Source organism: Actinoallomurus liliacearum, from assembly GCF_039542035.1.
GTDB classification, from domain to species: Bacteria; Actinomycetota; Actinomycetes; order Streptosporangiales; family Streptosporangiaceae; genus Actinoallomurus; species Actinoallomurus liliacearum.
In genome coordinates this window covers 1-26,815 of sequence record NZ_BAABHJ010000006.1, presented here as the reverse complement: position 1 = coordinate 26,815, position 26,815 = coordinate 1, and the positions used below count along the sequence as shown (strand labels likewise).

General features: G+C 70.8%; 25 protein-coding genes and 1 rRNA gene. 10 read left to right on the top strand and 16 right to left on the bottom strand.

Features of this window, described 5'->3' with window-relative positions:
- The first annotated feature begins 48 nt into the window (after positions 1-48).
- Positions 49-249, top strand: coding sequence for a hypothetical protein (locus ABD978_RS13770; RefSeq protein ID WP_345353721.1), 201 nt, complete (start codon positions 49-51; stop codon positions 247-249).
- A 204-nt stretch (positions 250-453) separates the two neighbouring features.
- Complete coding sequence (locus tag ABD978_RS13765; protein WP_345353720.1) at positions 454-852, top strand: nuclear transport factor 2 family protein; 399 nt, start codon at positions 454-456, stop codon at positions 850-852.
- A gap of 25 nt (positions 853-877) precedes the next feature.
- Here the strand turns inward: ABD978_RS13765 and ABD978_RS13760 are convergent, their stop codons facing one another.
- The 10 genes from ABD978_RS13760 to ABD978_RS13715 form a co-directional block, all read right to left on the bottom strand.
- Complete coding sequence (locus ABD978_RS13760; protein WP_345353719.1) at positions 878-2,800, bottom strand: TIGR03960 family B12-binding radical SAM protein; 1,923 nt, start codon at positions 2,798-2,800, stop codon at positions 878-880.
- A gap of 82 nt (positions 2,801-2,882) precedes the next feature.
- Positions 2,883-4,043 carry a rod shape-determining protein RodA gene (rodA, locus tag ABD978_RS13755; RefSeq protein WP_345353718.1) on the bottom strand — a complete coding sequence of 387 codons (1,161 nt, stop codon included), beginning with the start codon at positions 4,041-4,043 and terminating at the stop codon, positions 2,883-2,885.
- A 12-nt stretch (positions 4,044-4,055) separates the two neighbouring features.
- Positions 4,056-6,200 (bottom strand): penicillin-binding protein 2, encoded by a 2,145-nt coding sequence (mrdA, locus tag ABD978_RS13750; RefSeq protein WP_345353717.1) that lies wholly within the window; start codon positions 6,198-6,200, stop codon positions 4,056-4,058.
- Positions 6,201-6,215: 15 nt separating this feature from the next.
- Complete coding sequence (mreD, locus tag ABD978_RS13745) at positions 6,216-6,761, bottom strand: rod shape-determining protein MreD (protein ID WP_345353716.1); 546 nt, start codon at positions 6,759-6,761, stop codon at positions 6,216-6,218.
- Between the two features lie 3 nt (positions 6,762-6,764).
- Entirely contained in the window at positions 6,765-7,883 is a 1,119-nt protein-coding gene (gene mreC, locus ABD978_RS13740) for a rod shape-determining protein MreC (RefSeq protein WP_345353715.1), read from the bottom strand.
- A gap of 11 nt (positions 7,884-7,894) precedes the next feature.
- On the bottom strand, positions 7,895-8,926 hold the full coding sequence (locus tag ABD978_RS13735; RefSeq protein ID WP_364405421.1) for a rod shape-determining protein: 1,032 nt from the start codon (positions 8,924-8,926) through the stop codon (positions 7,895-7,897).
- 189 nt (positions 8,927-9,115) lie between these two features.
- Complete coding sequence (ndk, locus tag ABD978_RS13730) at positions 9,116-9,526, bottom strand: nucleoside-diphosphate kinase (protein ID WP_345353714.1); 411 nt, start codon at positions 9,524-9,526, stop codon at positions 9,116-9,118.
- A 143-nt stretch (positions 9,527-9,669) separates the two neighbouring features.
- On the bottom strand, positions 9,670-11,124 hold the full coding sequence (locus ABD978_RS13725) for a hypothetical protein (protein ID WP_345353713.1): 1,455 nt from the start codon (positions 11,122-11,124) through the stop codon (positions 9,670-9,672).
- Between the two features lie 122 nt (positions 11,125-11,246).
- The gene (locus ABD978_RS13720) at positions 11,247-11,564 is read right to left on the bottom strand and encodes a DUF4233 domain-containing protein (RefSeq protein ID WP_345353712.1); all 318 of its coding nucleotides are present in this window, start codon (positions 11,562-11,564) and stop codon (positions 11,247-11,249) included.
- 37 nt (positions 11,565-11,601) lie between these two features.
- Positions 11,602-12,957, bottom strand: coding sequence for a bifunctional folylpolyglutamate synthase/dihydrofolate synthase (locus ABD978_RS13715; RefSeq protein WP_425550712.1), 1,356 nt, complete (start codon positions 12,955-12,957; stop codon positions 11,602-11,604).
- Between the two features lie 333 nt (positions 12,958-13,290).
- Between ABD978_RS13715 and ABD978_RS13710 the strand changes: the two genes are divergently transcribed.
- Positions 13,291-14,526, top strand: a complete 1,236-nt coding sequence (locus tag ABD978_RS13710; protein WP_345353711.1) for a hypothetical protein — start codon at positions 13,291-13,293, stop codon at positions 14,524-14,526.
- 160 nt (positions 14,527-14,686) lie between these two features.
- Here ABD978_RS13710 and ABD978_RS13705 read toward each other — a convergent pair whose 3' ends face one another.
- Together ABD978_RS13705 and ABD978_RS13700 are read right to left on the bottom strand one after the other, a co-directional pair.
- Entirely contained in the window at positions 14,687-15,064 is a 378-nt protein-coding gene (locus ABD978_RS13705; RefSeq protein WP_345353882.1) for an ATP-binding protein, read from the bottom strand.
- Positions 15,064-15,324 carry a hypothetical protein gene (locus tag ABD978_RS13700; RefSeq protein WP_345353710.1) on the bottom strand — a complete coding sequence of 87 codons (261 nt, stop codon included), beginning with the start codon at positions 15,322-15,324 and terminating at the stop codon, positions 15,064-15,066. The genes ABD978_RS13705 and ABD978_RS13700 overlap by 1 nt, the downstream gene beginning before the upstream one ends.
- A 142-nt stretch (positions 15,325-15,466) precedes the next feature.
- Here ABD978_RS13700 and ABD978_RS13695 point away from each other — a divergent pair, with 142 nt between their 5' ends.
- The 4 genes from ABD978_RS13695 to ABD978_RS13685 all read left to right on the top strand — a co-directional run bounded on the left by ABD978_RS13695 (position 15,467) and on the right by ABD978_RS13685 (position 18,543).
- Complete coding sequence (locus tag ABD978_RS13695; protein WP_345353709.1) at positions 15,467-16,327, top strand: helix-turn-helix domain-containing protein; 861 nt, start codon at positions 15,467-15,469, stop codon at positions 16,325-16,327.
- A 19-nt stretch (positions 16,328-16,346) separates the two neighbouring features.
- The gene (locus tag ABD978_RS43870; RefSeq protein ID WP_364405406.1) at positions 16,347-16,457 is read left to right on the top strand and encodes a DUF397 domain-containing protein; all 111 of its coding nucleotides are present in this window, start codon (positions 16,347-16,349) and stop codon (positions 16,455-16,457) included.
- 146 nt (positions 16,458-16,603) lie between these two features.
- Positions 16,604-17,623: a hypothetical protein gene (locus ABD978_RS13690; protein ID WP_345353708.1), complete on the top strand. Its 1,020-nt coding sequence runs from the start codon at positions 16,604-16,606 to the stop codon at positions 17,621-17,623.
- Between the two features lie 473 nt (positions 17,624-18,096).
- On the top strand, positions 18,097-18,543 hold the full coding sequence (locus ABD978_RS13685) for a phytanoyl-CoA dioxygenase family protein (RefSeq protein WP_345353707.1): 447 nt from the start codon (positions 18,097-18,099) through the stop codon (positions 18,541-18,543).
- Between the two features lie 593 nt (positions 18,544-19,136).
- On the opposite strand, the gene ABD978_RS13680 is transcribed toward ABD978_RS13685, so the two are convergent.
- Positions 19,137-21,206, bottom strand: coding sequence for a SpoIIE family protein phosphatase (locus ABD978_RS13680; RefSeq protein WP_345353706.1), 2,070 nt, complete (start codon positions 21,204-21,206; stop codon positions 19,137-19,139).
- Between the two features lie 108 nt (positions 21,207-21,314).
- On the opposite strand from ABD978_RS13680, the gene ABD978_RS13675 reads away from it, so the two are divergent.
- A complete protein-coding gene (locus ABD978_RS13675) occupies positions 21,315-25,157 on the top strand; it encodes a HAMP domain-containing protein (protein WP_345353705.1) in 3,843 nt (1,280 codons plus the stop codon).
- Between the two features lie 13 nt (positions 25,158-25,170).
- Complete coding sequence (locus tag ABD978_RS13670) at positions 25,171-25,785, top strand: response regulator (protein WP_345353704.1); 615 nt, start codon at positions 25,171-25,173, stop codon at positions 25,783-25,785.
- Positions 25,786-25,902: 117 nt separating this feature from the next.
- Here the strand turns inward: ABD978_RS13670 and ABD978_RS13665 are convergent, their stop codons facing one another.
- Positions 25,903-26,058 (bottom strand): cupin domain-containing protein, encoded by a 156-nt coding sequence (locus ABD978_RS13665; protein ID WP_345353881.1) that lies wholly within the window; start codon positions 26,056-26,058, stop codon positions 25,903-25,905.
- A 106-nt stretch (positions 26,059-26,164) separates the two neighbouring features.
- Positions 26,165-26,413, bottom strand: coding sequence for a hypothetical protein (locus tag ABD978_RS13660; RefSeq protein WP_345353703.1), 249 nt, complete (start codon positions 26,411-26,413; stop codon positions 26,165-26,167).
- Here ABD978_RS13660 and ABD978_RS13655 point away from each other — a divergent pair.
- Positions 26,412-26,555, top strand: a complete 144-nt coding sequence (locus tag ABD978_RS13655) for a hypothetical protein (RefSeq protein WP_345353702.1) — start codon at positions 26,412-26,414, stop codon at positions 26,553-26,555. The genes ABD978_RS13660 and ABD978_RS13655 overlap by 2 nt on opposite strands.
- A 54-nt stretch (positions 26,556-26,609) precedes the next feature.
- On the opposite strand, the gene rrf is transcribed toward ABD978_RS13655, so the two are convergent.
- A 5S ribosomal RNA gene (rrf, locus tag ABD978_RS13650) occupies positions 26,610-26,726 on the bottom strand.
- Between the last annotated feature and the right edge of the window lie 89 nt (positions 26,727-26,815).

Genomic DNA, 26,815 nt, shown 5'->3' with positions numbered 1-26,815 from the left:
TCTTGAGGAGGTAACTGAATCGATAAAGATGTCTCGGAAGGAGACAGCATGACTCCGCTGCAGGTCGTCACGTTCATCGCGGCGCACGACACGATGCGCGCCGAGGCGCGCTCGGCGCTGCCCGACGCCCCCAAGATCCCCTACGTGCCCGACGAGCCCCGCACGCCGGTCGTCCGCACCGCCCTCGCCGGGCTGCTCCGCCGCACGGCCGACCGCGTCGACCCCCGCCTGGAGCCGTCGGTGGGATGACGGTGACCATCGAGCGCGTTCCGCCGGCCACGGCGGACGCCGACCCCGCGCGATCCGGCGGGCCCTCTCGGGCCCGCCGGATCTTTTTTGGTCGTGGCGCACTCGAGTCGCCGTCTGGACCCGACAGGCGCCCGCGCCTCCGCGACGACCAGGAGTAGGGTGACGTCCGTAAGCGTACGATGTACTCCTACGCGAGGGGATGTCATGGGCTTCACCACCGACGGCGACGTCATCGAGTTTTTGACCGACTACATCACCGACCTGGGCCTGTCCGACCGGGACCCCGGTGAGATCCTCGACCGTTACTTCGTGCCCGAGTTCGAGTACGTCACCGAGGATTCGGTGCTCGACCGGCAGCGGATGATCGACCACGCGCGCCCGGCGCGCAGGAACGTCGGCGGGGCCGAGACGCCGTCGCTCGAGGTCGACGTTCACGACGCCCTCGTCTCCGGCGACCGGATCGCCGCCCGGTACACCCTGCGGACGGCACTGCGCCGGGGAAAGACCTTCGAGGCGGAGATCTTCTTGTTCGGCAGGCTGGCGCCCGACGGGCGCATCCGCCGGATCGAGCAGACCACCAGACCCCGGGCCGCCGAATCCTGAACGACGCCCGGACGCGCTCGCGGTCTCAGACGACCGTCAGGGGAAGGAGCTTCTTGCCGGTCGGGCCGATCTGGATCTCGGTGTCCATGGTCGGGCAGACGCCGCAGTCGTAGCACGGCGTCCAGCGGCAGTCCTCGACCTCGGTCTCGTCGAGCGCGTCCTGCCAGTCCTGCCACAGCCACTCGCGGTCGAGACCGGCGTCGAGGTGGTCCCAGGGCAGCACCTCGACCTCGTCGCGCTCCCGGACGGTGTACCAGTCGAGGTCGACCGCGTCGTCGGCGAGCGCCTTGTCCGCGCAGGCCATCCAGCGCTCGTACGAGAAGTGCTCACTCCACCCGTCGAACCGGCCGCCGTCCTCCCAGACCGCCTGGATGATCTTTCCGACGCGGCGGTCACCGCGGGACAGCAGCCCCTCGATGATCGACGGCTGGCCGTCGTGGTAGCGCAGGCCGATGGCGCGGCCGTACTCCTTGTCGCGCCGCAGCGCGTCCTTCAGCGCCCGCAGGCGCCGGTCGACGGTCTCGTGGTCGCACTGGGCCGCCCACTGGAACGGCGTGTGCGGCTTGGGCACGAACCCGCCGATGGAGACGGTGCAGCGGATGTCGCGGCGGCCGGTGGCCTTCCGGCCCGCCTGGATGACGCGCTTGGCCATGTCGGCGATCGCGAGGACGTCCTCGTCCTCCTCGGTGGGCAGCCCGCACATGAAGTAGAGCTTGACCTGCCGCCAGCCGTTCTCGTACGCCGTCGTGACGGTGCGGATCAGGTCGTCCTCGCTGACCATCTTGTTGATGACCTTGCGCATCCGCTCCGACCCGCCCTCCGGGGCGAACGTCAGCCCGGACCGGCGCCCGTTGCGGGAGAACTCGTTGGCGAGGGTGATGTTGAAGGCGTCGACGCGGGTCGACGGCAGCGACAGCGACGTGTTGGTGCCCTCGTACCGGTCGCCGAGGCCCTTGGCGATGTCGGCGATCTCGGAGTGGTCGGCGCTGGACAGGCTCAGCAGGCCGACCTCCTGGAAGCCGGACTCCTTCAGCCCGGTGTCGACCATCGCGCCGATCGTCGTGATGGACCGCTCGCGCACCGGACGGGTGATCATGCCCGCCTGGCAGAACCGGCAGCCGCGCGTGCAGCCACGGAAGATCTCGACGCTGTACCGCTCGTGCACGGTCTCGGCCAGCGGAACGAGGGGCTTCTTCGGGTACGGCCACTGGTCGAGGTCCATGACCGTGTGCTTGGCGACCCGCCACGGCACGCCAGGACGGTTGGGCGCGACGCGCTGGATCCGGCCGTCCGGCAGGTAGCCGACGTCGTAGAACTTCGGGACGTAGACGCCGCCGGACTTCGCCAGCCGCATCAGCAGCTCGTCCCGGCCGCCGGGCCGCCCCTCGGCCTTCCACTCGCGGATCACCTCGGTGACCGCCAGGACGATCTCCTCGCCGTCGCCCAGCACGGCGGCGTCGAGGAAGTCGGCGATCGGCTCCGGGTTGAACGCCGCGTGCCCGCCGGCCATCACGATCGGGTGCTCGTCGGACCGCTCCGTCGCGCGCAGCGGGATGCCGGCCAGGTCCAGGGCGGTGAGCATGTTGGTGTACCCGAGCTCCGTGGAGAAGCTCACTCCGAGCACGTCGAACGCGCCGACCGGCCGGTGCGCGTCCACGGTGAACTGCGGGACGCCGTGCTCGCGCATCAGCGCCTCGAGATCCGGCCACACGCTGTAGGTGCGCTCGGCCAGCACCCCATCGCGCTCGTTCAGCACCTCGTAAAGAATCTGCACGCCCTGGTTGGGCTGGCCCACCTCGTACGCGTCCGGGTACATCAGCGCCCAGCGCACGTCGCAGGAGTCCCAGTCCTTGACGGAGGAGTTCAGCTCCCCGCCGACGTACTGAATCGGCTTTTGCACCTTGGGGAGCAGCGGCTCCAACCGGGTGAACAGCGACTCGACGGCCATGACGGAACGCCTCCGAAAACGAATATGGGATTCCCCCCACCCTACCGGCGCGAGCCCCTCCGACAGACCGCCCGCCCGCCGCTCAGTCGTACGGGTTGTGGCGGAGGTGGACGGTCTGGAGGAGGCCTAGGGCGACGAAGTTGGCGAAGGAGGCCGAGCCGCCGTACGACACGAAGGGCAGGGGCAGGCCGGTGATCGGCATGATGCCGACGGTCATGCCGATGTTCTCGAACGTCTGGAACGCCAGCCAGCACACGACGCCGGTCGCCACCAGCCCGCCGAACACGTCGGCGGCCTCGCGGGCGATGCGCAGTCCGCGCCACAGCACGACGCCCAGCAGCGCGATGATCAGCGCCGCGCCGACGAACCCGAGCTCCTCCCCCGCGACGGTGAAGATGAAGTCGGTGTGCTGCTCGGGGACGAAGTGGCCGTTGGTCTGCTCGCCGTGGAACAGGCCGTTGCCGAAGACGCCGCCGGAGCCGACGGCGATGCGGGCCTGCTGGGCGTTGTACCCGGCGCCCTGCGGGTCGGCCGACGGGTCGGCGAAGGCGGTGAACCGGTGGACCTGGTAGGGCTTGAGCAGATGCAGCGACCAGACCGTCAGCGCGAGTGACATCGCGGCCCCGACCAGCCCGCCGACCCAACGTTTCGGCGCGCCGGACATCGCCAGCACACCGATGATCACGGTGGCGAACACCAGGGTGGTGCCGAGGTCCGGCTGGAGCATCACCAGCCCGGCGGGCAGCGCGGCCAGCGCCAGGGCGAGCAGGATGTCGCGCCGGCCCGGCCCGATCTCTCCGTCGCGCGGCTCGCCCAGGATCATCGCCAGCAGCACGACCATGCCGACCTTGGCGAACTCCGACGGCTGGATCTGGAACCCGCCGCCGACCACGATCCACGAGTGCGAGCCGTTCACGGTGGCGCCGACCGGCGTGAGGACGACGGCCAGGCCGAGGCAGGCCGCGCCGTAGACGATCGGCGCGTACGCGCGCAGCAGCCGGTAGTCCAGGGCCGTCGTCACCCCGCCGAGGGCCAGCCCGATCGCCAGGTTGAGGAGGTGCTTCTTCAGGAAGGCCTCGGAGCCGTCGGCGCGGGTCGCGGAGTACACGAGGAGCGCGCCGATGACGGACAGCGCGAGCACGGCGAGGAGGAGGACCCAGTCGAGTCGCCGCGCGGGTGAGGCCAGCAGCCGGGCGGGCAGGGAGCGCCGCCGGCCGAGCGCTCCGCCGTACTCACTGATCATGTCGCCATCCGGTCATCGTGGTCTTCGCCGGCGTGTCTCGGTCGCGGGCTGCTTGTCCGCCGAGGTCACGGCGAATCCGGGCGGGGCGTTCACCGTGCCGTCGGGCGCGAGGGTCGGCAGCCGGTCCGGGACGTTGCCGTCGGGCAGCGCCGCGGGCTTGCCGGTGAGGCCGTACATGCCCTCCCAGATCTGGCGGACCGCCGGCGCCGCCGTGGTGGCGCCGGTGCCCGCCTGGGTGACCATGGCGACGACGACGTAGCGCGGCTTGTTCGCCGGGGCGAAGGACGCGAACCACGACGTGTCCTTCTTGCCGTACACCTCGGCGGTGCCGGTCTTGCCGGCGACGGCCAGCCTGTCGAAGGGGAAACCGCCGAAGGCGCCGGCGGCCGTGCCCTGCTTCGGCACGTCCGCGAGCGCGCTCCTGATGAAGGCGAGCACCTTGGACGGCACGGGCAGGTGGCCCGTCTTCACCGGGTCGATGCGGCGGGCCACCGACCCGTCCGGGGCGATGACCGCCTTGCCGACCCGCGGGCTCCACAGCGTGCCGCCGTTGGCGAGCGCGGCGTACGCGCGGGCCAGTTGCAGCGGAGTGACGAGCACGTCGCCCTGGCCGACCGAGAAGTTGGCGGCGTCACCGGCGCGGAAGACGTATCCGTCGACGCAGTTCTCCGAGGAGATCGCCTTGAGGTACGCCGCGCGGGCCGGGTCGGACTTGGCGATCTCCGGGTAGCCGGTCTTGGCCCGTTTGCAGTCCGTCTTCTTGGTGTCGTTCCAGTAGGAGAGCTTCCAGCCGCGGTCCGGGATCCGGCCGGGCGCCTCCCCGGGCAGGTCGATGCCGGTGCGCTTGCCGAAGCCGTACGCCCTGGCCATCTTCTCCATCGGGTCCTTGGGGCTCTTCACCGGATGCATGCCGCCGTCGCGCAGCCATTCCTCGTACGCGAACTTGTAGAAGATCGTGTCGCAGGACATGACCAGGGCCCGGTGCAGGTCGATGTCGCCGCCCGACTCGCCCTCGAAGTTGCTGAACGCCCGGGCCCCGACCATGTACGACGACGGGCAGGGGTAGATGCCGTGCAGGGAGTACCCGTCCTTGACGGCCGCCGGCAGCGAGGAGATCTTGAACGTCGATCCGGGGGCGAACTGACCGTCCGTCGCCCGGGAGATCAGCGGCTCGCCGTGCTGCTTGCTGAGCAGCGCGTCGTACTCGTCCTGGGAGATGCCGCCGGTCCACACGGACGGGTCGTAGGTCGGGAAGCTGGCGAGCGCGATGATCCGCCCGGTGCGGACGTCCATGACCACGCTCGCGGCCGAGTCGGCCGGGGTGCCGCGGTGGCGGGCGTCCTTCATGGCCTGGCCGAGCGCCTTCTCGACGATCCCCTGCACCCTGGCGTCGATGCTGGTGACGAGGGTGCCGCCGCCGACCGGCGGCTGTTCGGAGGCCGTCCCGGTCACGCGGCCGCGGTTGTCGACGAGGAGCCGCCGGTCGCCTGGGACGCCGCGCAGGTCGCTGTCGTAGATGGCCTCCAGCCCGTCGCGGCCGATCAGGTCGACCCCGCTGAACCCGGTGACCTTCAGGCCCTTGCGGCTGTTCAGCTCCTCCTGGGTGATCGGCTGGAGGTAGCCGAGCGCCTGCGCGGCGGTGGCCCCCTCGGTGCGCGGGTAGTCGCGCACCGGTTCGAGCTGGGCGGTCACGCCGGGGAAGTCCTCCTGGCGCTCCATGATCTGCAGGGCCTTGCGGGAGTCGACGCGGTCGTCGATGGGGATCGGCTGGTACGGCGAGCCCGGCCAGCAGGGCCGCTTGATCCCCGGGCCGCACAGCCGGACCTTCAGGGCGACCTGGTCGTACGGGGTGCCGAGCAGAGCCGCCAGGCGCTGCAGCACCGCCTTGCCGCCGTCGCGCTGGCGCATCAGCGCCGTCCGGTCGACCGAGACGACCAGGGCGGTCCGGTTCCGTACGAGCGGCCGCCCGACGTCGTCGAGGATCTGGCCCCGGACGGCGGGCACCACGATGTCGCGGATCCGGTTGTCGGCGGCGACCTTCTTGTAGTGCGCGCCGTTCATGACCTGCAGGTACCACAGCCGCCCGCCGAGCGACAGCAGCAGCGACATGACGAGCACGTGCAGGACGACGAGCCGCACGTGCGAGCGCGGACCCACGATCCCCTCCTCCGTCTAGCGCGCCCGATAGAACCCGGGAACCGCGTCGAGTCCCCCCGGGTCGTGCTGGCGTTCGGCCCGCCGGGTCAGCCGCAGCACGGCCCAGACCACGAACGGGCTGGCGATCACGTCGTAGAGCACCTGGATCGGCAGTTGGTGGGACACCACCGGCCAGCGCGTGCGGGGGTCGCCGAGCAGCATGCCGACCATCGCGTACAGCACCGACCCGGCGAGCGCGCCGGCGGCCACCGCGACGAACGGCAGCACGGGCGAGCGCTCGAGCTCGTCGGCGGCCAGCCCGCAGACGTAACCGATCAGGCAGTACACGAAGGCGTAGCGTCCGATGGTGTGGTCGGCGGGCGGCACGATGTCGCTGGCCAGCCCGGCGAAGAACCCGGTGACCAGGCCGGTCATCGAGCCGTTGACCAGTGCCAGCGCCACCACGGCCAGGAGCACGAGGTTGGGGCTGACCGAGCCGGGCAGCGGCAGCCGGTTGACGACCGTCACCTGCAGCAGGAGCGCGGCGGTGACGGCGATCGCGGCCAGGACGTTGCGTGACATGGTTCAGTCTCCCGACGCGTGCGGCGTGCGCGGCCTGCGCGGTCTGCGCTGCCTCGGTTCTTCGGTGGACGTCAGCGTGCTGCGCGATCTCGGTGCCTCGGTCGACGTGGCCGACCTGCGCGCTCTGGACGGTCCGGCGGATGCGGACTCCTCCGCGCTCGGCATCGCCTGCGGGGGCGAGGACTCGCGTCGCGGCGCGGTCGAGGCGGCCGGTCCCGGGTTGGACGGGGACGGGGACGGACTGGGCGGCGGCTTGGGCGGGGCCGGGGGCAGGACGGCGTCGCGCGGGTTCTTCTTCGGCGGCGCCACGACCACGCCCACGACGTCGAGGCCGGTGAAGTGCGTGAACGGGCGGACGACGGCGGTCCGGGTCAGCGATCCCGGCGTCCGCTCGATGCGGATGACGGTGCCGATCGGGACCCCCGGGACGTACGGCCGGTTGCCCTGCGAGCCGAACGAGACGATGCGCTGGCCCGGTTTGATCTCCACGGTGGAGTCCAGGAGCTCGAAGGTGAGCGGGGAGCCGCTGCGCCGGCCGGTCCCGCGCACGACGCCGATCTCCCCCGAGCCCTCGAGCCGCCCGCCGACCGAGGAGGCCGCGTCGGTGGCCAGCAGCACCGTCGAGGTGGTCGGCCCGACGCGGGTGATCCGTCCGACGAGGCCGTCACCGGTGATCACCGTCATGTCGGCACGGACGCCGTCCCCGCTGCCGGCGTCGATGGTGACGGTCTCCTCGACGCCCTCTCCGGCCGAGATGACCTGCGCGGCGACGATCCGGTAGCCGCCGAGACCGGCGGTGCCGAGCAACTGGTGGAGCTGCTCGGCACGGCTCTTGTCGATCTGCGTGGCGCGCAGTTGCTGGCGCAGCCGCTGGTTCTCGCGTTCGAGCCGGTTGATGCGCCGGTGGGCGTCCGGGCTGCCGATGATCGTGTCCAGCGCGTGCCCGACCGGCGTGATGACGGCCGCCGACGCGTCCTCGATCGGCCCGAAGATCGCCTCACCGAAGGAACGCAGCCCGCGCAGCGGTGAGTCTTCGCCCCCGCGGTAGTCGACGGTGATCATGGCCAGAGAGATCAGCAGCAGGATCCCGAGGACGGCGCGCGTTCGCCGGGTGTCGTTCACCGGCCGGTTCCCTAACGTCGTGGTTCGGGCACAAGGACCTGGCGCAGCGCCTCGAAGTCCTCGACACACTTACCGGAGCCGAGGACGACCGAGTCGAGCGGGTTGTCGACCATGTGGATCGGCATGCCGGTCTCTTCCCGGAGCCGTTCGTCGATGTTCTTCAGCAGGGCGCCCCCGCCGGTGAGCGCGATGCCGCGGTCCATGATGTCGCCGGACAGCTCGGGCGGGCACTTGTCGAGCGTGGTCTTGACCGCGTCGACGACCGAGTTGACCGGCTCCTCGATGGCGCGGCGGATCTCCTCGGCGGAGATGACGATCGTCTTCGGCAGGCCGCTGACGAGGTCGCGGCCGCGGATCTCGGCGTGCGGCTCGTCGTCGAACGGGTACGCCGACCCGATCGCCATCTTGATCTCCTCCGCGGTGCGCTCCCCGAGCATCAGGGAGTACTCCTTCTTCGCGTAGGAGATGATCGCCTGGTCGAGCTCGTCGCCGCCCACCCGGATCGACTGGCTCGTCACGATGCCGCCGAGCGAGATGATCGCGACCTCGGTGGTGCCGCCCCCGATGTCGACGACCATGTTGCCCGTCGGCTCGTGCACGGGCAGGCCGGCGCCGATCGCGGCGGCCATGGGCTCCTCGATGATGTACACCCGCCGGGCGCCGGCCTGGTAGCCGGCCTCCTTCACGGCGCGCTGCTCGACGCCCGTGATCCCGCTGGGCACGGCCACGACGATCCGCGGCTTGGCGAAATGTCGGCGTTTATGGACCTTCTGGATGAAGTACCGCAGCATGCGTTCAGTGACGTCGAAGTCAGCGATCACGCCGTCCTTGAGCGGACGGACCGCGACGATGTTGCCCGGGGTACGGCCGATCATCCGCTTGGCCTCGATGCCCACCGCCACGATCTTGCCCGTGTTGGTGTTGATCGCGACGACCGACGGCTCGTTCAGAACGATGCCCCGACCGCGCACATAGACCAAGGTGTTCGCCGTGCCCAGATCGACTGCCATGTCACGGCCCAGGAACGACAGCTTGTTACCCATGAAGAAAGGGAGCCCTTCCGGATTGGCGGGCGTGCGGAACGCATTCTCATGGTAACGCGAGAGATCCAGGTTGACGCAGACCCGATCCCGCGCGTCGTGCTCCGGGTCAGGTCCGTACCGGGCGTCGGGCCTGGGAAAACAAACGCGCGGGCCGTAGGTACCCGGCCCGCGCGGTTATGCGACCAATGTTCAGAAAAGGTCGGGGAAGAACAGCTTGATCTCGCGCTCGGCGGACGCGGGCGAGTCGGAGCCGTGCACGACGTTCTCCTGGATCTCCAACGCGTGGTCCCCGCGGATCGTTCCGGGCGCGGCGACGACCGGGTCGGTGGCGCCGGCCAGGGCGCGGAACGCCTCGATCGCGCGCGGCCCCTCGACCACGATCGCGACGAGCGGACCGCCCGTGATGAACTCCACCAGCGAGCCGAAGAACGGCTTCTCCCGGTGCTCCTCGTAGTGCGTCTCGGCGACCTCGCGCTCCAGCGTACGGAGCTCCAGGGCGGCGAGCTTGAGGCCCTTGCGCTCGATGCGCGCGATGACGTCCCCGACGAGGCCGCGGCGCACGCCGTCGGGCTTGACGAGGACAAGAGTGCGTTCGGACACGGGTGATTCTCCTTGGTCTACCGGGTGCGATCTTCAGCGTGGGCCACGGCCCGCCCGTCGCGGCGGGAGGCCACCGGCCGGCCGAGGCCCTGGCCGTATCCGCGCAGGTCGCCACGGCCGGGCTGCCGCATATCGGTGCGATCTTACCCGGCCGGCAGCGCCGCTCCGTCCGAGTCCGCGGGGCCGGCCGGGGAGCGTCCCGCGCGGGTCCGGCTCACCCACGCGGTCACGGCCGCCAGGACCACCACGATGACGCCCGCCGCCACGAGCCACAGCCGGTACGCCGCGGTCAGGGCGTACAGCGCCGCCATCGGACCGCCGCCCGCCCGGGTGACGGCGCCGACCTTCGCGATCTGCAGGGGCCCGACGACGAGGTGGCCGCCGAGCACCGCCGGGAAGCACAGCGACAGGCCGAACAGGGCCGGGCCCGCCTCGGTGTGGCGCAGCGCGGCCCCGACCGCCAGGCCCGTTCCCGCGCCGAGCGCGCACAGCGCGGTCAGCAGCGTCCACAGGCTCGCCGCCGCCCCCATGGTCAGCAGGAGAAAGATCGCGACGATGCCCAGGCCGTACCCGCACAACACCGCGCCGCGGCCCGCGCCCCGGCCGAGCGAACCCGCCAGGAGGGCGGCGGCCAGCGCCCCCGCCGCGCCCGCCAGGAAAGCCGTCAGCGGCACGGCCCGGCCGCCGACCAGCCCGGCGAGCGGCCCGGTCACCGGCATGGTCAGCAGGCCTGCGGCCAGCATGACGACGGCGTACCCGAGCGGGCTGCCGGTGGTCGCGTCGCGGGAGCCGACCACGGCGAGCCCGAGCAGCCCGGCGATCCCGCAGGCCGCCAGCAGCAACTGCGCCCCCGGCGACCAGTCGTACGTCGTGACCACCGCCAGGAACGCGAACCCGGCCGCGGGCACGACCGGCAGCAGCAGTTGCACACGCTCCGCGCGCGAGGCGGGCGGCGGGACGGCGCGGGCGTCCGAACCCTTCCTCAGCAGCCCGAGCAGGGCGGTGCCGACCAGGGCGATCGCGCTCAGCCACCAGTACGGGCGCAGGATCGCCCGCCACTCCACCCCGTCGGGGTCCGAGCCGGCCGTCGCGGCCAGCGCGAGCGGCGTGGCCAGCAGGAGCGCCGCGACGAGGACGCCGGCCCAGACGGAGGACGCCGTGCGGCGGCGCCGCTGCTCCCGGGCCAGCGCCAGGGTGGCCGGTAAGACGACTCCGCCACCGGCGCCCTCGGCCAGCCGTACGGCGGCGACCTCCGGGACGGACGTCGCGTGCACCGAGAACGCCTGGGCGCCGAGCAGGACGGCGAGCCCCGCGAACAGCACGAGCCAGGCGGGCACGCGGCGGACCAGCGCGGCCGCGGGCGGGGTCGCGAGAAGGAGGGCGGGCAGCGCCAGGCCGCAGGCACGGACCAGCCCGGCCGCCTGGCCGTCGGACAGGCCGAGGTCGCGGAGCGCCTGCGGCATCACGTACGACGCCGTGTCGGGCAGCACGACGACCGCCGCGGGGACCGCCGTGACGACGACGGTCAGCAGCACGGCGAATCCGGCGGCGTCCCGTCTTCCGGGGGGCGCGGACATCTTTCCGGGGGGCGTGGACATCCGGAATCTCCTCAGGAGATCATCGGTCCCGCCCGCCAAAGGAGCGCTTTACGCCAATTGTCGACTTTTTGGCATTTGTAAAGATTAGCGATACGGGACGATTGGAAAGGCCACCCGCGAGATTAGCGCGGTTGTGCGCCTTCCACCCGGCGACCGACCCAAATCGACGCCGCCCAGAGCGCGCCGAATATGACACCGAGGAAAAACATCACCGGAACCACGAATCCCGTCGCAATGACCAGAATCTGGAGCACACTGCCCGCGACGTAGGCCCAGCGGTACCGCAGCAGCCCGGCGATCAGCAGTCCCGCGAGGGCCAGGGCGCCTCCCACGATCCCGGCCCTCGTCGCGTCCGTGTGCGCGACCGAGATCGCCACGGGGATCGCCAGCAAGGTCACCACCGCCTGCAGCGTGAGCATGACGGCGCACAGTCTCCTCACCGGCCGGCCCCCTTCTTCCCCGCACCCGTACGGCGGGTCACTCGCCCACCCGCAGCAGCACGCGGGCGTCGCCCGCCGTCGTGACCGACCCGGTGATCAGCACACCGGCGCCCGCGAACTCCCCGGACTCGTCGGCCAGCGTGATGGCCTGGTCGATCGCGTCGTCCAGCCGGGACACCAGGCGCACCCGATCCTCGCCGAAGACGTCCTGCGCCAGGTCCGCCAGCTCCTGGGCCGGCATCGACCGGGCGGAGGAGTTGCGGGTGACGATGACCTCCTCCAGCACCGGCTCGAGCTCCTCGAGCAGGCCGGCCACGTCCTTGTCGGCCATCACCGCCAGCACGCCGACCAACCGGGTGAACCCGAACTCCTCCGTCAGAGCCTCGACGGTGGCCGCCATACCGGCCGGGTTGTGCGCGGCGTCGACCAGCACGGTCGGTCCCGTCCGTACGACCTCCAGCCGTCCTGGCGACGTCGCGTTGACGAACGCCTGGCGCACGAGCTCGGGGTCGAGCTGGTCGCTGTCGGTCTCCGACTCACCGGTCGCGCGACCCCGCGCGAACGCCTCCACCGCGGCCAGCGCGCACGCCGCGTTGCCCGCCTGGTGCGCGCCGAAGAACGGCAGGAACACCTCGTCGTACACGCCGTGCAGTCCCTGCAGCCGCACGAGCTGCCCGCCCACCGCCATCTCGCGGCCCAGGACGCCGAACTCCAGCCCCTCTCGGGCGACGGTCGCCCCGACCTCGGTGGCGCGCCGCACCAGCACCTGCGCCGCCTCGACCGGCTGCTGGGCGAGCACGGCGATCGAGTCGGGCTTGATGATCCCGGCCTTCTCCGTCGCGATCTCCTCCACCGTGGACCCGAGCCAGCGGGTGTGATCGAGACCGATCGGCGTGATCACCGCCACCGTCCCATCGGCGATGTTGGTCGCGTCCCAGGTGCCGCCCATGCCCACCTCGACGACGGCGACGTCGACCGGCGCGTCGGCGAACGCGGCGAACGCCATCGCGGTCAGCGTCTCGAAGAACGACACCTTCACGTCGTGCTTGGCGTCGGTCAGCTCGATGAACGGCAGGACGTCCGCGTACAGGTCGGCGAACCGCTCCTCGCTCACCGGCGCCCCGTCGATCGCGATCCGCTCGCGCATCGAGTGCAGCTCGGGACTGGTGTAGAGGCCGACCCGCAGCCCCCGCTCCCGCAACAGCGTCTCGATCATCCGGGCCGTGCTGGACTTGCCGTTCGTCCCGGTGACGTGGATGACGGGGTACGCCCGCTGCGGCGACCCGAGAACGTCCGCCAGATCACGCATCCGGTCCAACGTGGGATCGATGTCCCATTCGACCCCCCGGGCTTTGATGCCCTTGACGGCCTCCTCATACCTGGTCGCACTCACCCCAGCAGCCTACTAACGCGCCGCCCTTGAGTCAGACCGGCATGATCCCCGACCCCGTCCACGTGAGCCCGCCGACAGCCGGCCGCCTTCATCACCGGTATGCGGGGTCACGAGCCGGCGTCCTGTCACCGGTGGTGTGGCCGGCGTTGAAACGGCCGCAGGCCTCGGCGAAGCCGCTGGAATCAGGCCCGCTGTCGGGACGATTCACCCGGCAGAGCGGGCTTTCACCGAGCGTTGCCGCCCGCCGGGCGACGCGGTGGCGCCATCGGCCTTCCGAGCCGACCCATGATCAGGCCTCGGCCGACCACCTCCGCTCGTCGCTATGGTCGGAGGGTGACCGATGGGAGCGACGCGTTCTTCGCGGAGTGGGACCGGCGCGGCCCCAGTGCCAGGCGGAGCGTCGAGCGCGCGGGCCTTCTCGTCCGCGCGCTGGACGCCGGCACCGCCGGGACGCCGGTGCTGACCGTGGTCGGTTCGAAGGGCAAGGGCACGGCCGCCACTTACGCCTCCGCCGCCCTCGCCGCGGCCGGGTACCGCGTCGTCACGGTCACCAGCCCGGCCCTGCGCCGGGAGCGCGAACGCATCCGCGTCGACGGCGCCGCGATCTCCGACACCGACCTGGCCCGGCTCGGCGAGCGCATCCGCGACGCGACCCGGCGCCTGCCCGAACGGCGGAGCGGCGCGGGCTACCTGTCGCCGAGCGGCCTGTTCACGATCGCGGGTGTGCTGCACGCGCGAGCCGTCGGCGCCGACGTCATCGTCCTCGAGGCCGGCATGGGCGGCGTCTCCGACGAGGTCAGCCTGTTCGCCCCGGACGTCGTCGCCATGACCGAGGTCTTCGCCGAGCACGTCGGCGTCCTCGGCGACTCCCCTGCCGAGATCGCGGCGAACAAGGCGGGTGTCACGGCCGCGACCACCTCCGCCGTCGTCTCCCTCCCCCAGAGCCCGCCCGTCACCGAGGCGATCGCGACGACCGTCGCCGCCCGCACCCACGACCGGGTGAAACCGGAGGTGATCGGCCCGAGCGGCCTGCCCGAGGCCGTCCTGCCGGCCGCGTACGGGCGGCGGAACGCGGAGCTCGGCTGCGCCGCCGCCGAGCGCCTGCTCGACGCGGTGGGACGCCCGCAGCCGTCGCCCGACCGGCTGCACCGCGTGCTGTCCTCCGTACGGCTCCCCGGCCGCCTGTCCTGGCACCGGCTGCCCGGCACGACGATCCTGATCGATTCGGCGATCGACCGGTCGGGCGCCGCCACGGCGCTGGCCGAGGCGTACGCACGCTGGGGCGGCGTCGACCACGTCCTCGTCTGCCTGCCCGACCACAAGGACGTCGCCGGCGTCATCGCCGAGCTGGCCGACCTCCCCGTGACCTACGTACGGCTGCCGGAATACCGGCACCTGCGATTCACCCACCCGCTGCCGCCCCATTGGACGGTCATGGACGACACGCAGCTGACCCGAGAGCGCCTCGCCTCCCTGGGCGAGCGGATCGTGGGCCTGGGAACGGTCTACTTCACCGCCCGCCTGCTCGACCTCCTGAACGCCGAGACGGAGCACCTCTTCGAGGCCTGACCACAGACTCCTGGCCAACGGTGCGCCCAGAGCACAGCGATCGCCAGGGGGGATCAGACGACAGGAGAGGCGTAACTCCCGACCAGCGGGCGACGAGCCTGATCCCTGGCGATCGCAGCCGATAGAACGCAGCGATCGCCAGGGATCAGGCTGGAATCACTCAGAGCTCGAACCAGTACATGCCGCCACGACCGGTCGGCGTGTAGCCGCTTCGGACGGCGAGTTCCGCGATCAGGAACAGGCCCCGGCTGCCCTCGGAGAACTGGTCGGCCAAGCGTGGGGTTGGAATCGTCGGCCCGCCGTCGTCGGCGATTTCGACACGCAGGCCGCCTGAGCCCTCGGTCAGCCTGACCGAGACGGTTCCGCCATCGCCGGAGGCGGTGTGGACGACGGCGTTGGTCACCGCCTCGCTGGTCAGCAGGACCGCCGTGTCAGCGTGCGGATGCTCCCGCAGGACGCGGGCGACGAACCAGCGCGCCGTGGCGACCTCTTCGGGACGGCCCTGAATGGTGATCGCTCCCAGCATGCCGGGGGCCATCACGCGGCCGCCTTGGCGATCAGGTGGGCGGCCGCGATGACGGGCTCGGCTCCTGCCCTGCCCGTGCGGCCCCAGAGGAAGTCCCACGCGCCATCGTCCCGCGGCCCCGCCGCGATACCGAGCTTGGTTCCATCCCGTCTCGGCAGGTACAGGACCGGCTCTCCATGGCTCGGTACGACGATCAGCGACGTGCGTCTCAGCGCGGCGAGGTGCCAGGCGAGTGCGGTCAGCAGCCGATAACGCGTCGCGTCAGCCGTCATCGCGCATCCTCCGGCCCTTTCGTTCCCTCACGTAGAGAGATCGAATAATGACACACTGTTACAGAGCACTCCAATGGATAGCACCACCGTGCAGCCCTGCACAACGGAGACCGTCAAAGGATCATGACCGGAGGAACAATTCATGCCCGCAGGTCACAGCCCGAGCATTCGGGGCCGCCAACTCATCGCCGAATTGAAGCGCCTCCGCGAAGCCGCACAGCTCACTCAGGAGCAGGTGGCCGAACGCCTGGACTGGCATCAGACGAAGGTCTTCCGCATCGAGACCGGGCGCACGACCCCGCACCCGAACGACGTCCGCCTGATGGTCGAGCTGTACGGCGTCACCGAACCCGGCCGACGGGACGGCCTCGTGCAACTCGCCAAGGACGCCCGCAAGCGGGGATGGTGGTACGCCTACCGAGACGTCGTCCCTCACCAGTACGAGATCTACATTGGCCTCGAATCAGAGGCCACGTCCGTACGCAACTTCGACCTCGCGTCCGTGCCAGGGCTGCTGCAAACGGCCGACTATGCCCACGCCCTGATCCAGGGCGGACCTCAAGATCTCGACGATGAGGAGATCTCTCGTCGCGTCGAAGTACGAATGATCCGACAGAAGATCCTGGACAAGGCGGATCGACCCCAACTCTGGGTGGTGATCGACGAGTCCGTCATCCAACGGTCCGTAGGCGGATCCGAGGTCATGCGTGCCCAACTGCACCACCTACTGGACGTCTCCGAACACCCGAAGACCTCGGTCCAAGTGATCCCCTACCGCCGGGGCGCCCATCCCGGGATGGTCGGGTCGTTCAGCATCCTGGGCTTCCACCAGCACACGGACTTGGATGTGGTGAACGTGGAGACGATCGGCGGGAATTTCTACGTCGCCGATCCCATGGAGGTCCTCCCGTACGCCAACTCCTTCGATCACCTCATGGCCGAGGCCGAGAACACCGATCGCAGCCGGATTATGATCGAATCAGCACTTAAGAACCTGACCTGACGGTGGAGGGAGGCGCGAGATGACCCCCGACCTGTCTCGCGCGGAGTGGCGCACGAGCTCTCACACCTACCAGAACGGCAACTGCGTAGAAGTAGCGGATCTTCACTGCGATCCCACGATCGACGCGTAGCAGCGGGCGACGAAGTCTGATCCCTGGCGATCGCAGCCGATAGAACGCAGCGATCGCCAGAGGGTCGTGCCTGCGGGCAGGCCGTCCGTCCACAGAACCACCTTCGGGGCTCGTGGACGGCTCGCGAGGCCGCCAACGTAGTGGGCATGCCGAAACGTCGTCCGCCTATGGATCCCGACCTCGTCCTGCTCATCCGGGCGCAGGCCGGGGTGGTGGCGCGGTGGCAGCTCCGCGAGCACGGGACGCCGGATAGCGCGGTGCGCACCCTCATCCAGGCCCGCCGGTGGGCGGTCCGGTATCCAGGGGTGTGCGCGACGGTCAACGGCGACCTCGCGCGGGCGGCCGAGCTGTGGGCGGCGGTCCTGGCGTGCAGCCGCAGGCCGCGTCTCGAACCCGGGGTGCGGCACTCCCCCGATGCCGTCCTCAGCCATGAGACCGCCGCCGAGCTGTACGGTCTGGCCGATCGGCCCTCCGCGGTCATCCATGTGACGGTTCCGGACGGGCGGCGTCGTCCGGTGGCGGCGCCGGGGATTCGCGTGCACTTCTCGGCGCATCTCGCCGACCGGCGGCATCCCGCCCAATCGCCGCCGCGCACGCGCGTCGAGGACACCGTTCTGGACCTCACTCAGACCGCTCCGGACCTCGATACGGCCATCGACTGGCTGAGCCGGGCCTGCGGCAGCCGGCTCACCACGCCAGAGCGGCTGGCGGCGGCGTTACGGGCGCGGAGGAAGGTCCGGCACCGGCGCGAGCTCCAGTACGCCCTGGAGGACGCCGACGACGGCGCGCACAACCTGTTCGAGCTTCGGTACTACCGAGAGGTCGAGCGCGCGCATGGACTGCCCGCGGGCAGCCGACAGATCAGGCGGAGCCTCGGGGAAGGAACGATCTACGACGACGTCGACTACGGCGGGCACGCGACGGTCGTCCACCTGGACGGTCGGATTCACCGGCACGAGACGAGGTTCCGGGACATGAGCCGGGACAACGCGGCCGTCGTCGAGGGTCGTGATCCGCTGCGCTACGGATGGCGCGACGTCACCGAGCGCCCGTGCCACGTCGCCGCCCAGGTCGCCCTCGTCCTGCGCAGGAACGGCTGGGCCGGCTGGCCCCGCCCCTGCCCTCGCCCCGGCTGTCTCCTCCGCCACATCGCAGAGATCGCATGACCCGAGATCGGGATGCCGGCGTGCCCGGCACGTCGCTGATCCCTGGCGTCCGGTGACGCTAGAGCGCTGCGATCGCCAGGGATCTACGTGTGTCCGGGCGCCACCAGGAAAACCGGGTGCTTTCCGGATCTGCGTTGCGGAAAATGGCGGGTCGTGAGTGATGCGATGGTCGAAGCGTTCCTGCGGGACGGGCTCGTGAAGGTCGAGCAGGCGGTTCCGGAGGGTACGGCGCGGGCGTGTGCGGAGCTGCTCTGGGCGGAGACGGGCTATGCCCCGGATGACCCCGCGACCTGGGCCGAGCCGGTGTACCGGGTCGGGGGCATGGCCGCCGAGCCGTTCGCCGAGGCGGCGAACACGCCTGCCCTGCACGACGCGTTCGACCGACTCGTCGGCCCGGGGCGCTGGGTGCCGCGCCGGTCGCTGGGGACGTTCCCGCTGCGGTTCCCGCACGAGGACGAGCCGGACGACGCCGGGTGGCACATCGAGTCGAGCTACTCGCTGGACGGGGTCACCTGGAATCACGTGAACGTGCGGTCGAAGGACCGCGCGCTGCTCATGCGTTCCTGTTCAGCGAGGTCGGGGAACAGGATGCGCCCACCCGCGTCCGCGTCGGCTCGCACCTGGACGTCCCGCCGATCCTTGAGCCGTACGGCGAGGAGGGCGTGTCCATGTTCGCGGTCGCGGCCGAGGTCGAGGCGGCGTCCGCGCACCGGCCCCTCGCGTACGCGACGGGGCGGCCCGGCGACGTCTACCTGTGCCACCCGTTCCTCGTCCACGCCGCCCAGCCGCATCACGGGAAACGGCCCCGCTTCATGGCGCAGCCGCCGCTGCACCCGGCCGTACCCAATGAGCTGGAGCGCGCCGACGGCGCGTACTCCCCCGTCGAGACCGCCATCCGCGAAGGTCTGCGCCGGCACTGACCCGCGAACGGCCCCGGCCGCTGGGAGGTCGTGCGCCTGAACGCCCCGGATCGGCGCTGCCACCGCGGGTCGTGTTGAGGCGATGCGCGACCGCCTCGACCTCGACGCGCACCTCGGCGGGTACGAGGCCGCCGCCCCCCACCGACGCCGGCCGTCCGCCCGCCCGGCGAGCGCTGCCGGTGCTCACGGGACAGACGAGACCGCCGGTGCTGACGAGGCCGGTGCGGTGGAGGCCGATGCCGACGGGACCGCTGGGGCCTGAAGCGGAGCCGGGACCGGGCGTGATGATCCGTTGCCGAGTCGGATCTGCTGTCCATCGACCACACCTTCGGCCGTCCGCTGCTCGGGCTGACCCCGGACGACACGGTCGCCTGCTCAGGGCGGGCAGCGCGCCGGCGATCGCAGACGGGACGGTGGTGCCGACGGGACGTTGGCGGCCGACGGGACGGTGGGTGCCGACGGGAAGCGCCGCTGAACCGGCTGGTGCCTGCGGACAGCCGTTGAACCGGCTGGTGCCTGCGGGACGGCCGGTGGCTTCGCTCCGCGGCCGTACGGGCCGCCCCTGGCCGGCGTGTTCTGCCGGCCGGCGCAGGTCACTCCTCGACGCGGAGGACGATCAGGGCGGTGTCGTCGTGGGAGGGTTCCGGGGAGAAGCCGCGGACGGCGCGCATGACCTTGGCCGCGACCGCGCCGGCGTTCAGGTCGACGCAGCTCGCGAGGATGCGTTCGAGGCCGCCGTCGTCGCCCAGCAACCGGTCGCCGTTGCGTCGCTCGGTCACGCCGTCGGTGAAGCCGAGCAGGACGTGCCCGGGTTTGAGGATCGTGGTCTTCACCTCGAACGTCGCCTCGGGGAAGACGCCGAGCATCAGGTCGGAGTGGTCCTCGCCCTTGACGATGCCGCTCGGGTTCAGGAACAGCGGCGGCGGGTGGCCGGCCGTGGCGTACGTCACACGGAACCGGCCGTCGCCGAGCGGCTCCAGCTCGCCGTGCAGGAGGGTGAGGAACGGGGCGCGGGTCGCCTCCTCCAGGATCAGCGCGTTGAGGCGTTCGAGCACCTCGGGGATCGAGTGCCCCTCACGGCCGAGGATCCGCAGGCCCTGCCGGGCGAGCCCGGTGACCGCGGCGGCCTCGGGGCCGGTGCCGCACACGTCGCCGATGGCGAACCGCCAGCGCGTGCCGACGTTGAAGACGTCGTAGAAGTCGCCGCCGACCTCGCTGTGCTCGCCTGCCGGGTCGTACACGACCGCGACGTCCAGGTTGGGGATCGTGGGGATGCCGGGTGGCAGGAGGCTGCGCTGGAGGGTGCGGCTCATGGCCGCCTGCTCCTCGTACAGGCGGGCGTTGTCGATGGCGAGGGCGGCCCGGCCGGCGAGATCCTCGGTGAGTTCGAGCGCGTCTCGGGTGAAGCGCGCGCCCTTCGGGCCGCCGACGACGAGCGTTCCGATGCTGCGGCCCCGCGCCAGCAGCGGGAAGACGTGGGCGACGTCACCGGTCACCCGGTGCGCGGTCGGGGGCAGGTCGCCGGACGGCGCCGGCGTGAACCCCTCCCAGGGGCCGGGCTCGGCGGGCGGCGGCGCGGGCGGCAGCAGGTCGAGCAGCGTGCGCAGGTCGGCGACCATCGTCTCGTCGGCGTGCCAGGCGTACGCGGGCAGCGCCAGGCCGGTTTCGCGGACGGTGAACACCGCGGCCCAGGTGGCCAGGCGGGGAACGATGAGCTGGGTGACCAGTGCCATCGTCATCTGCTGGTCGAGCGTGCCGGCGAGCATGCTGCTCGCCTCGGCGAGGAAGCCCAGCCAGCCCCGGCGGGCGCGTTCGAGCTCCATGAGGCGGGCGCGCTCGAGCGAGGGGGCCTGGCGGTCGGCGATCCGCTGGAGGCGTTCGACGTCGTCCTCGGTGAAGTGCCCGGCGTCGCGGGAGGCGGCGATCAGCAGCCCGATCGCCCGCCCGTCGACGGTGAACGGCGCGGTGACGAGCGAGCGGATCCCGGCGGCCTGGAGCGCCGGCAGGTTGTACGGACTGCCGCCCAGGTCCGCGTACACGCCCCGGCCGCCGACCGGCGCGCCCTCCAGGCCGATCTCCAGCGCCGCGCCCTCGGGGCGTACGCCGGCCGTCGCCCGCAGGCTCAGCTCGGCGTCGTCGTCGGCGAGCAGGACGTACACGCAGTCGGCGCCCATGGCGTCCTGCGCGGCCTGTGCCGCGCGCTGGGCGAGCTGGTCGACGGTGGGGCGGGCGGCCTGCGGCGCGGTGACGAGCTCCTCGGCGGGCATGGGGGGCGGCGTCTGCTCCGCGGCGCCGGTGCCGGGGACGGTGAACCAGACGTGCTTGCCGCCGGAGCCGTACGTCACGCCCCAGGAGGTCGCGAGCGTCTCGGGGAACAGCAGGCCACGGCCGCTCACCTGATCGCCGGGCACGGGCACGCGCCGGGCCTGATGCCGGTCGTGGACCTCCACCCTGACCTGGCCGCCGATGAGCTCGCAGACCACCACGACCTCGGTACCGGCGTGGACGATTGCGTTCGTAACGAGTTCGCTGGTGAGTAGCATGGCGTCGTCCACGTCATCGACGCCCCAGCCTCTAAGAGTCTCCCCCACGAAGCGCCGTGCGGCCGCGACAGAAGCGACCTCCGGCGGAAAGGTCGTGTACGTCTTTTGGTTGCTCTCCACGGCCACTTGGATTCGTCTCGGGGATGCAGGACGCTGCCATCGTGGCAGATGCACTGGGTGGACTGTACAGACCCCCGGCCACGACGCGTGGAAGGCTAGGAGGAATCAATGCCTCGGAGCACGTCCCATTCGCCGACCCGCGCCAGGTACGCGGAGACCGATCTACGGTCGATGCTCGACGCGTTGTGCGCGCTGCGCGACGGCGACTTCGACGTGCGGCTCGATCCTTCGCGTGACGGCATACTCGGCGAGATCGCCGGAGCCTTCAACGAGGCTCAGGAGCGCGCTTCTCATCTCACCGGCGAGCTCGTACGGGTTCAACGTGAGGTTCGCCACGAAGGACGGATCGACGAGCGGCTGAGAGCGGGCGGCGAGGGCACCTGGGCGACGGGCAACGCCGCGGCCAACGCGCTGATCGACACGCTCGTGCAGTCCACGACCGCGATGGCGCGCGTCGTCGACGCGGTGGCCGACGGCGATCTGAGCCAGCGCATCGAGCTCGACACCGGAACGCGGCCCTGGCGCGGCGAGCTGCTGCGGATGGGGTCGGGCGTCAACCGCATGGTCGAGCACCTCGACGAGTTCGCCGCGGAGGTGACGCAGCTCGCCCGGGAGGTCGGCGCGGAGGGCCGGCTCGGCGGGCAGGCGACGCCGCGCGAGATGTCCGGCCGCTGGCGGGACGTCACCGGCGCGGTCAACGCGATGGCGAGCCGGCTGACCGGTCAGGTCCGCGACATCGCCCTCGTGACGACGGCGGTGGCGCGGGGCGACCTGACCCGGAAGGTGACGGTCGAGGCGACCGGTGAGTTGCTGGAGCTGAAGGAGACCGTCAACACGATGGTCGACCAGCTCTCGTCGTTCGCCGACGAGGTCACGCGCGTGGCCCGCGAGGTGGGCACGGAGGGCCGGCTGGGCGGCCAGGCCCGCGTCAGCGGCGTCAGCGGCGTCTGGAAGGACCTCACCGACAACGTCAACTCCATGGCGGGGAACCTCACCGCCCAGGTCCGCAACATCGCCCAGGTCGCCACCTCCGTCGCCAACGGCGACCTGTCCAAGAAGATCACGGTCGACGCGCAGGGCGAGATCCTCCAGCTCAAGGACACCCTCAACACGATGGTCGACCAGCTGTCGGCCTTCGCCAACGAGGTGACCCGCGTGGCCCGCGAGGTGGGCACGGAGGGCCGGCTGGGCGGCCAGGCCCGCGTCAGCGGCGTCAGCGGCGTCTGGAAGGACCTCACCGACAACGTCAACTCCATGGCCGGCAACCTGACCAGCCAGGTCCGCAACATCGCCCAGGTCGCCACCTCCGTCGCCGGCGGGGACCTGACCAAGAAGATCACGGTCGACGCGCAGGGCGAGATCCTCCAGCTCAAGGACACCCTCAACACGATGGTCGGCCAGCTGTCCTCGTTCGCCGACGAGGTCACGCGGGTGGCGCGCGAGGTCGGTACGGAGGGCCGCCTCGGCGGGCGCGCCAAGGTCGGCGGCGTCAGCGGCGTCTGGAAGGACCTCACCGACAACGTCAACTCCATGGCGGACAACCTGACCAGCCAGGTCCGCAACATCGCCCAGGTCACCACGGCGGTCGCCAACGGCGACCTGTCCAAGAAGATCGACGTCGACGCCCAGGGCGAGATCCTGGAGCTGAAGACGACGATCAACACGATGGTCGACCAGCTCTCGTCGTTCGCCGGCGAGGTGACCCGGGTGGCGCGCGAGGTCGGCAGCGAGGGGCGGCTCGGCGGGCAGGCCGAGGTCGAGGGCGTCTCGGGCACGTGGAAGCGCCTGACCGAGAGCGTGAACGAGCTGGCGAGCAACCTGACCCGTCAGGTACGCGCGATCGCGTCCGTGGCGAGCGCGGTCGCCCGCGGCGACCTCACCGGGTCCGTCTCGGTCGAGGCCCGCGGCGAGGTCGCCGAGCTCAAGGACAACGTCAACCTCATGGTGGCGAACCTCCGCGAGACCACCCGCGCCAACCAGCAGCAGGACTGGCTGAAGACCAACCTCGCCCGGATCGCCGGACTGATGCAGGGCCACCGCGACCTGATGGAGGTCGCCCGGCTGATCATGAGCGAGGTCACGCCGCTGTCCTCCGCCCAGTACGGCGCGTTCTACCTCGCCGAGGAGGCCGATGACGGCGCGCCGGAGCTCGTGCTGAAGACGGGGTACGGCCTCAGCCAGGACAAGATCGAGAAGGTGCGGTTCCGCCTGGGCGACGGCCTCGTCGGCCAGGCCGCCATGGAGCACAAGGCGATCTTCGTGCACGACCTGCCGGCCGGTTATGTCACCGTCGGCACGGGCCTGGGGCAGGCGTCGCCGGTCAACCTGATCGTGCTGCCGATCCTGTTCGAGAGCCGCGTCCTCGGGGCGATCGAGCTGGCCTCGTTCAGCCCGTTCAGCGAGGTGCACCTGGCGTTCTTCGACCAGTTCGTGGAGACGATCGGCGTCACGATCAACACGATCACGGCGAACTCCCGTACGGAGGCGCTGCTGGGCGAGTCCCAGCGGCTCACGGCGGAGCTACAGGACCGTTCCAGCGAGCTGCAGCGCCAGCAGGAGGAGCTGCAGCGCTCCAACGCCGAGCTGGAAGAGAAGGCGGCGCTGCTGGCGAAGCAGAACCGCGCGATCGAGATGCAGAACTTCCAGATCGAGCAGGCCCGCCGCACGCTCGAGGAGCGCGCCGAACAGCTCGCCCAGTCCTCGCGGTACAAGTCCGAGTTCCTGACGAACATGTCGCACGAGCTGCGCACTCCGCTCAACAGCCTGCTCGTGCTCGCCAAGCTCCTGGCCGGCAACCCGGACAAGAACCTGACACCCAAGCAGGTCGAGCTGATCAAGACGATTCACGAGTCGGGCAGCGACCTGCTGCGCCTCATCAACGACATCCTCGACCTGTCGAAGGTCGAGGCGGGCAAGATGGAGCTGGTCCCGCAGCGGGTGTCGCTCGGCGAGCTCGTCGACTTCGTCGACGCGAACTTCCGGCCGCTGGCCGCCGACAAGGGCCTCAGCTTCGACGTGTACGCCGAGCCCGGACTGCCCGAGCACCTCTACACCGACGAGCAGCGGATCCAGCAGGTGCTGCGGAACCTGTTGTCGAACGCGGTGAAGTTCACCGCCACCGGCGAGGTGCGGCTGACCATCCGGCGGGCGAACGGGGTGGAGTTCATCGACCCGGTCCTCGCCCGCGCCCCCGAGGTCATCGGGTTCGCCGTCAGCGACACGGGCATCGGCATCGACGAGCACAACCTGCGGGCCATCTTCGAGGCGTTCCAGCAGGCCGACGGCACGACGAGCCGCCGGTACGGCGGGACCGGCCTGGGCCTGTCCATCAGCCGCGACATCGCCCAGCTGCTCGGCGGGGAGATCCACGTCGCCAGCCGCCCGGGTGAGGGCAGCACGTTCACCTTCTACCTGCCGGCCCGCTACCTCGAGAACGCCGCCGACACGGCCGCGCCCGTACGCGAGGAACGGCGCCGGCCGCTGCCGCCCCCGCCCGTCGAGGCGCCGTCGTTCGAGGTCCTCGAGCAGGACGAGGAGTACGAGTCCTCGCCCATTGACGACGAGGTGCTGTCCGGCCGCAAGATCCTCATCGTCGACGACGACGTCCGCAACATCTTCGCGTTGACCTGCGTGCTGGAGCAGTACGGCATCGAGGTCCTGTACGCCGAGAACGGCCGGGAGGGCATCGACACGCTCGACCGCAACGAGGACGTCGATCTCGTCCTCATGGACGTGATGATGCCGGAGCTGGACGGCTACGCCACGACGGAGGCCATCCGGCGGATGCCGCAGTTCGCCGACCTGCCGATCATCGCCCTGACGGCCAAGGCCATGAAGGGCGACCGGGAGAAGAGCATCGAGTCCGGTGCGTCGGACTACGTACCCAAGCCTGTCGACGCCGACCACCTTCTTGACATCATGAGGGCGTGGCTCAACCGGCCACGCACGTGATGGAGGGCTGACTGTGGCCGAGAAGGCGAACATTCTTCTGGTCGATGACCGTGAGGAGAACCTCGTAGCACTGGAGGCGATCCTCAGTTCACTGGACCAGAACATGATCCGCGCGCGTTCGGGGGAAGAGGCTCTGCGAGCCTTGCTGACGAACGACTTCGCGGTGATCCTTCTCGATATCGTCATGCCCGGGATGGACGGCTTCGAGATCGCCCGCGCGATCAAACGGCGCCGGAAGACCCGCGAAGTGCCGATCATCTTCCTGACCGCCGCGGACGCCGATCCGGACTACGCCTTCCGGGGGTACGCCGCCGGCGCCGTGGACTACATCTCCAAGCCGTTCGACCCCTGGGTGCTGCGCACGAAGGTCTCGGTCTTCGTCGAGCTGTACCGGAAGAACCAGCAGCTCCGTGAGCAGTCGGAGCTGCTGCGCACGCAGTTCGCGGCGGCGCCCTCGGAGGAGTTCACGGCCGAGCTCGGCCGGCGCGTCGCCGCGGTCGAGGAGCAGGTCGGCGCGCTCACCCAGTGGGCGGCGCAGGACGAGGAGGCCGCCAAGGCGGTCGCCACGCTCGAACAGCGCGTCGAGGAGCTGCGCACGGCGATCGACACCCTCCGTCCCCGCCCCTGAGCCGGTCGGAGCCGTCCGGGGCGGGATCTCCCCGTCCGAGACGGCACATCTTCACCGTGCAGGCGTCCCAGGGGGTCAGGCGGGCCGGTAGCGGGCTCTGATGTGGACCCGTTCCCCCTAGGGACCGAGGATGCTCAGGAACTCCACCGGCCGCGCGTCGGCGTTGCCGAACCGATGCGGGAGGTGGGTGTCGAACTCGGCGACCTCGCCGGCCGTGAGGACCAGGTCGTGGTCACCGAAGACGAGGCGTAGTCGTCCGTTGAGGACGTACAGCCAGTGGTTCCCCTCGTGCGAGCGGGGGCGGGTTCTCCCTCGGCCAGGCCCGCGGGAAGGATCTGCTCGAACGCCTGCGGCCCCGCCGGGTCAGCGGGTCAGCGGGTCAGCGGGTCAGCGGGACGACGGTCATGCCGTTGTGAGTGAACGGCTGAGGGTACACCCGGGTGGCGCCGGCGACCGGCGCCCCGACGAGTTCGTCGAGCGGCACCCGGTACGCCTTGGTCAGTGGCAACAGCAGCTCCAGGCCCGGCGCCGCGGTCGACCTCTCCCGGACCGCCCTGGAACGCGCCGCCACCGCAGCCACGGACGTCACCGGCCGTGTGGCATCGGCTTGCGCCGACGTGACCGCCATGCCCCCTCCAGCCGGCGCATTCGACCGGGTGTCCGCCCAGTACTTCCCGCTTCGCCACCAGCCGGACCACCCGGCGCCGCACGGCCTGCTGGAGGCCGTGGCACCCGGCGGGAGGCTGCTCTTCGCCGGCCATGACCTCTGAACGCAGGAAAGCCCGCCAGAGCAATTCTGGCGGGCTTTCCTGATCTATGTAAGTGTCCGGCGGCGTCCTACTCTCCCACACCGTCTCCAGTGCAGTACCATCGGCGCTGAAGGGCTTAACTACCGGGTTCGGAATGGGACCGGGTGTTTCCCCTTCGCCATAACCACCGAAACGATCAAATGAGACCGGTCTCGGGGTCGTGTTCCCGGCCGTGTCCCGGGAACCGCATAGTGAACGCGAACAACAAGAGTGTGTGTCAA

What these genes read in the sequence shown, in the direction of transcription:
- ABD978_RS13770 (WP_345353721.1), top strand. Translation starts at nt 49, where the DNA reads ATGACTCCGCTGCAGGTCGTCACGTTCATCGCGGCGCACGACACGATG.
- ABD978_RS13765 (WP_345353720.1), top strand. Translation starts at nt 454, where the DNA reads ATGGGCTTCACCACCGACGGCGACGTCATCGAGTTTTTGACCGACTAC.
- ABD978_RS13760 (WP_345353719.1), bottom strand. Translation starts at nt 2,800, where the DNA reads ATGGCCGTCGAGTCGCTGTTCACCCGGTTGGAGCCGCTGCTCCCCAAG.
- rodA (WP_345353718.1), bottom strand. Translation starts at nt 4,043, where the DNA reads ATGATCAGTGAGTACGGCGGAGCGCTCGGCCGGCGGCGCTCCCTGCCC.
- mreD (WP_345353716.1), bottom strand. Translation starts at nt 6,761, where the DNA reads ATGTCACGCAACGTCCTGGCCGCGATCGCCGTCACCGCCGCGCTCCTG.
- ABD978_RS13735 (WP_364405421.1), bottom strand. Translation starts at nt 8,926, where the DNA reads ATGGGTAACAAGCTGTCGTTCCTGGGCCGTGACATGGCAGTCGATCTG.
- ABD978_RS13725 (WP_345353713.1), bottom strand. Translation starts at nt 11,124, where the DNA reads ATGTCCACGCCCCCCGGAAAGATGTCCGCGCCCCCCGGAAGACGGGAC.
- ABD978_RS13705 (WP_345353882.1), bottom strand. Translation starts at nt 15,064, where the DNA reads ATGGCCCCCGGCATGCTGGGAGCGATCACCATTCAGGGCCGTCCCGAA.
- ABD978_RS13700 (WP_345353710.1), bottom strand. Translation starts at nt 15,324, where the DNA reads ATGACGGCTGACGCGACGCGTTATCGGCTGCTGACCGCACTCGCCTGG.
- ABD978_RS13695 (WP_345353709.1), top strand. Translation starts at nt 15,467, where the DNA reads ATGCCCGCAGGTCACAGCCCGAGCATTCGGGGCCGCCAACTCATCGCC.
- ABD978_RS43870 (WP_364405406.1), top strand. Translation starts at nt 16,347, where the DNA reads ATGACCCCCGACCTGTCTCGCGCGGAGTGGCGCACGAGCTCTCACACC.
- ABD978_RS13690 (WP_345353708.1), top strand. Translation starts at nt 16,604, where the DNA reads ATGCCGAAACGTCGTCCGCCTATGGATCCCGACCTCGTCCTGCTCATC.
- ABD978_RS13675 (WP_345353705.1), top strand. Translation starts at nt 21,315, where the DNA reads ATGCCTCGGAGCACGTCCCATTCGCCGACCCGCGCCAGGTACGCGGAG.
- ABD978_RS13655 (WP_345353702.1), top strand. Translation starts at nt 26,412, where the DNA reads ATGCCCCCTCCAGCCGGCGCATTCGACCGGGTGTCCGCCCAGTACTTC.
- ABD978_RS13660 (WP_345353703.1), bottom strand. Translation starts at nt 26,413, where the DNA reads ATGGCGGTCACGTCGGCGCAAGCCGATGCCACACGGCCGGTGACGTCC.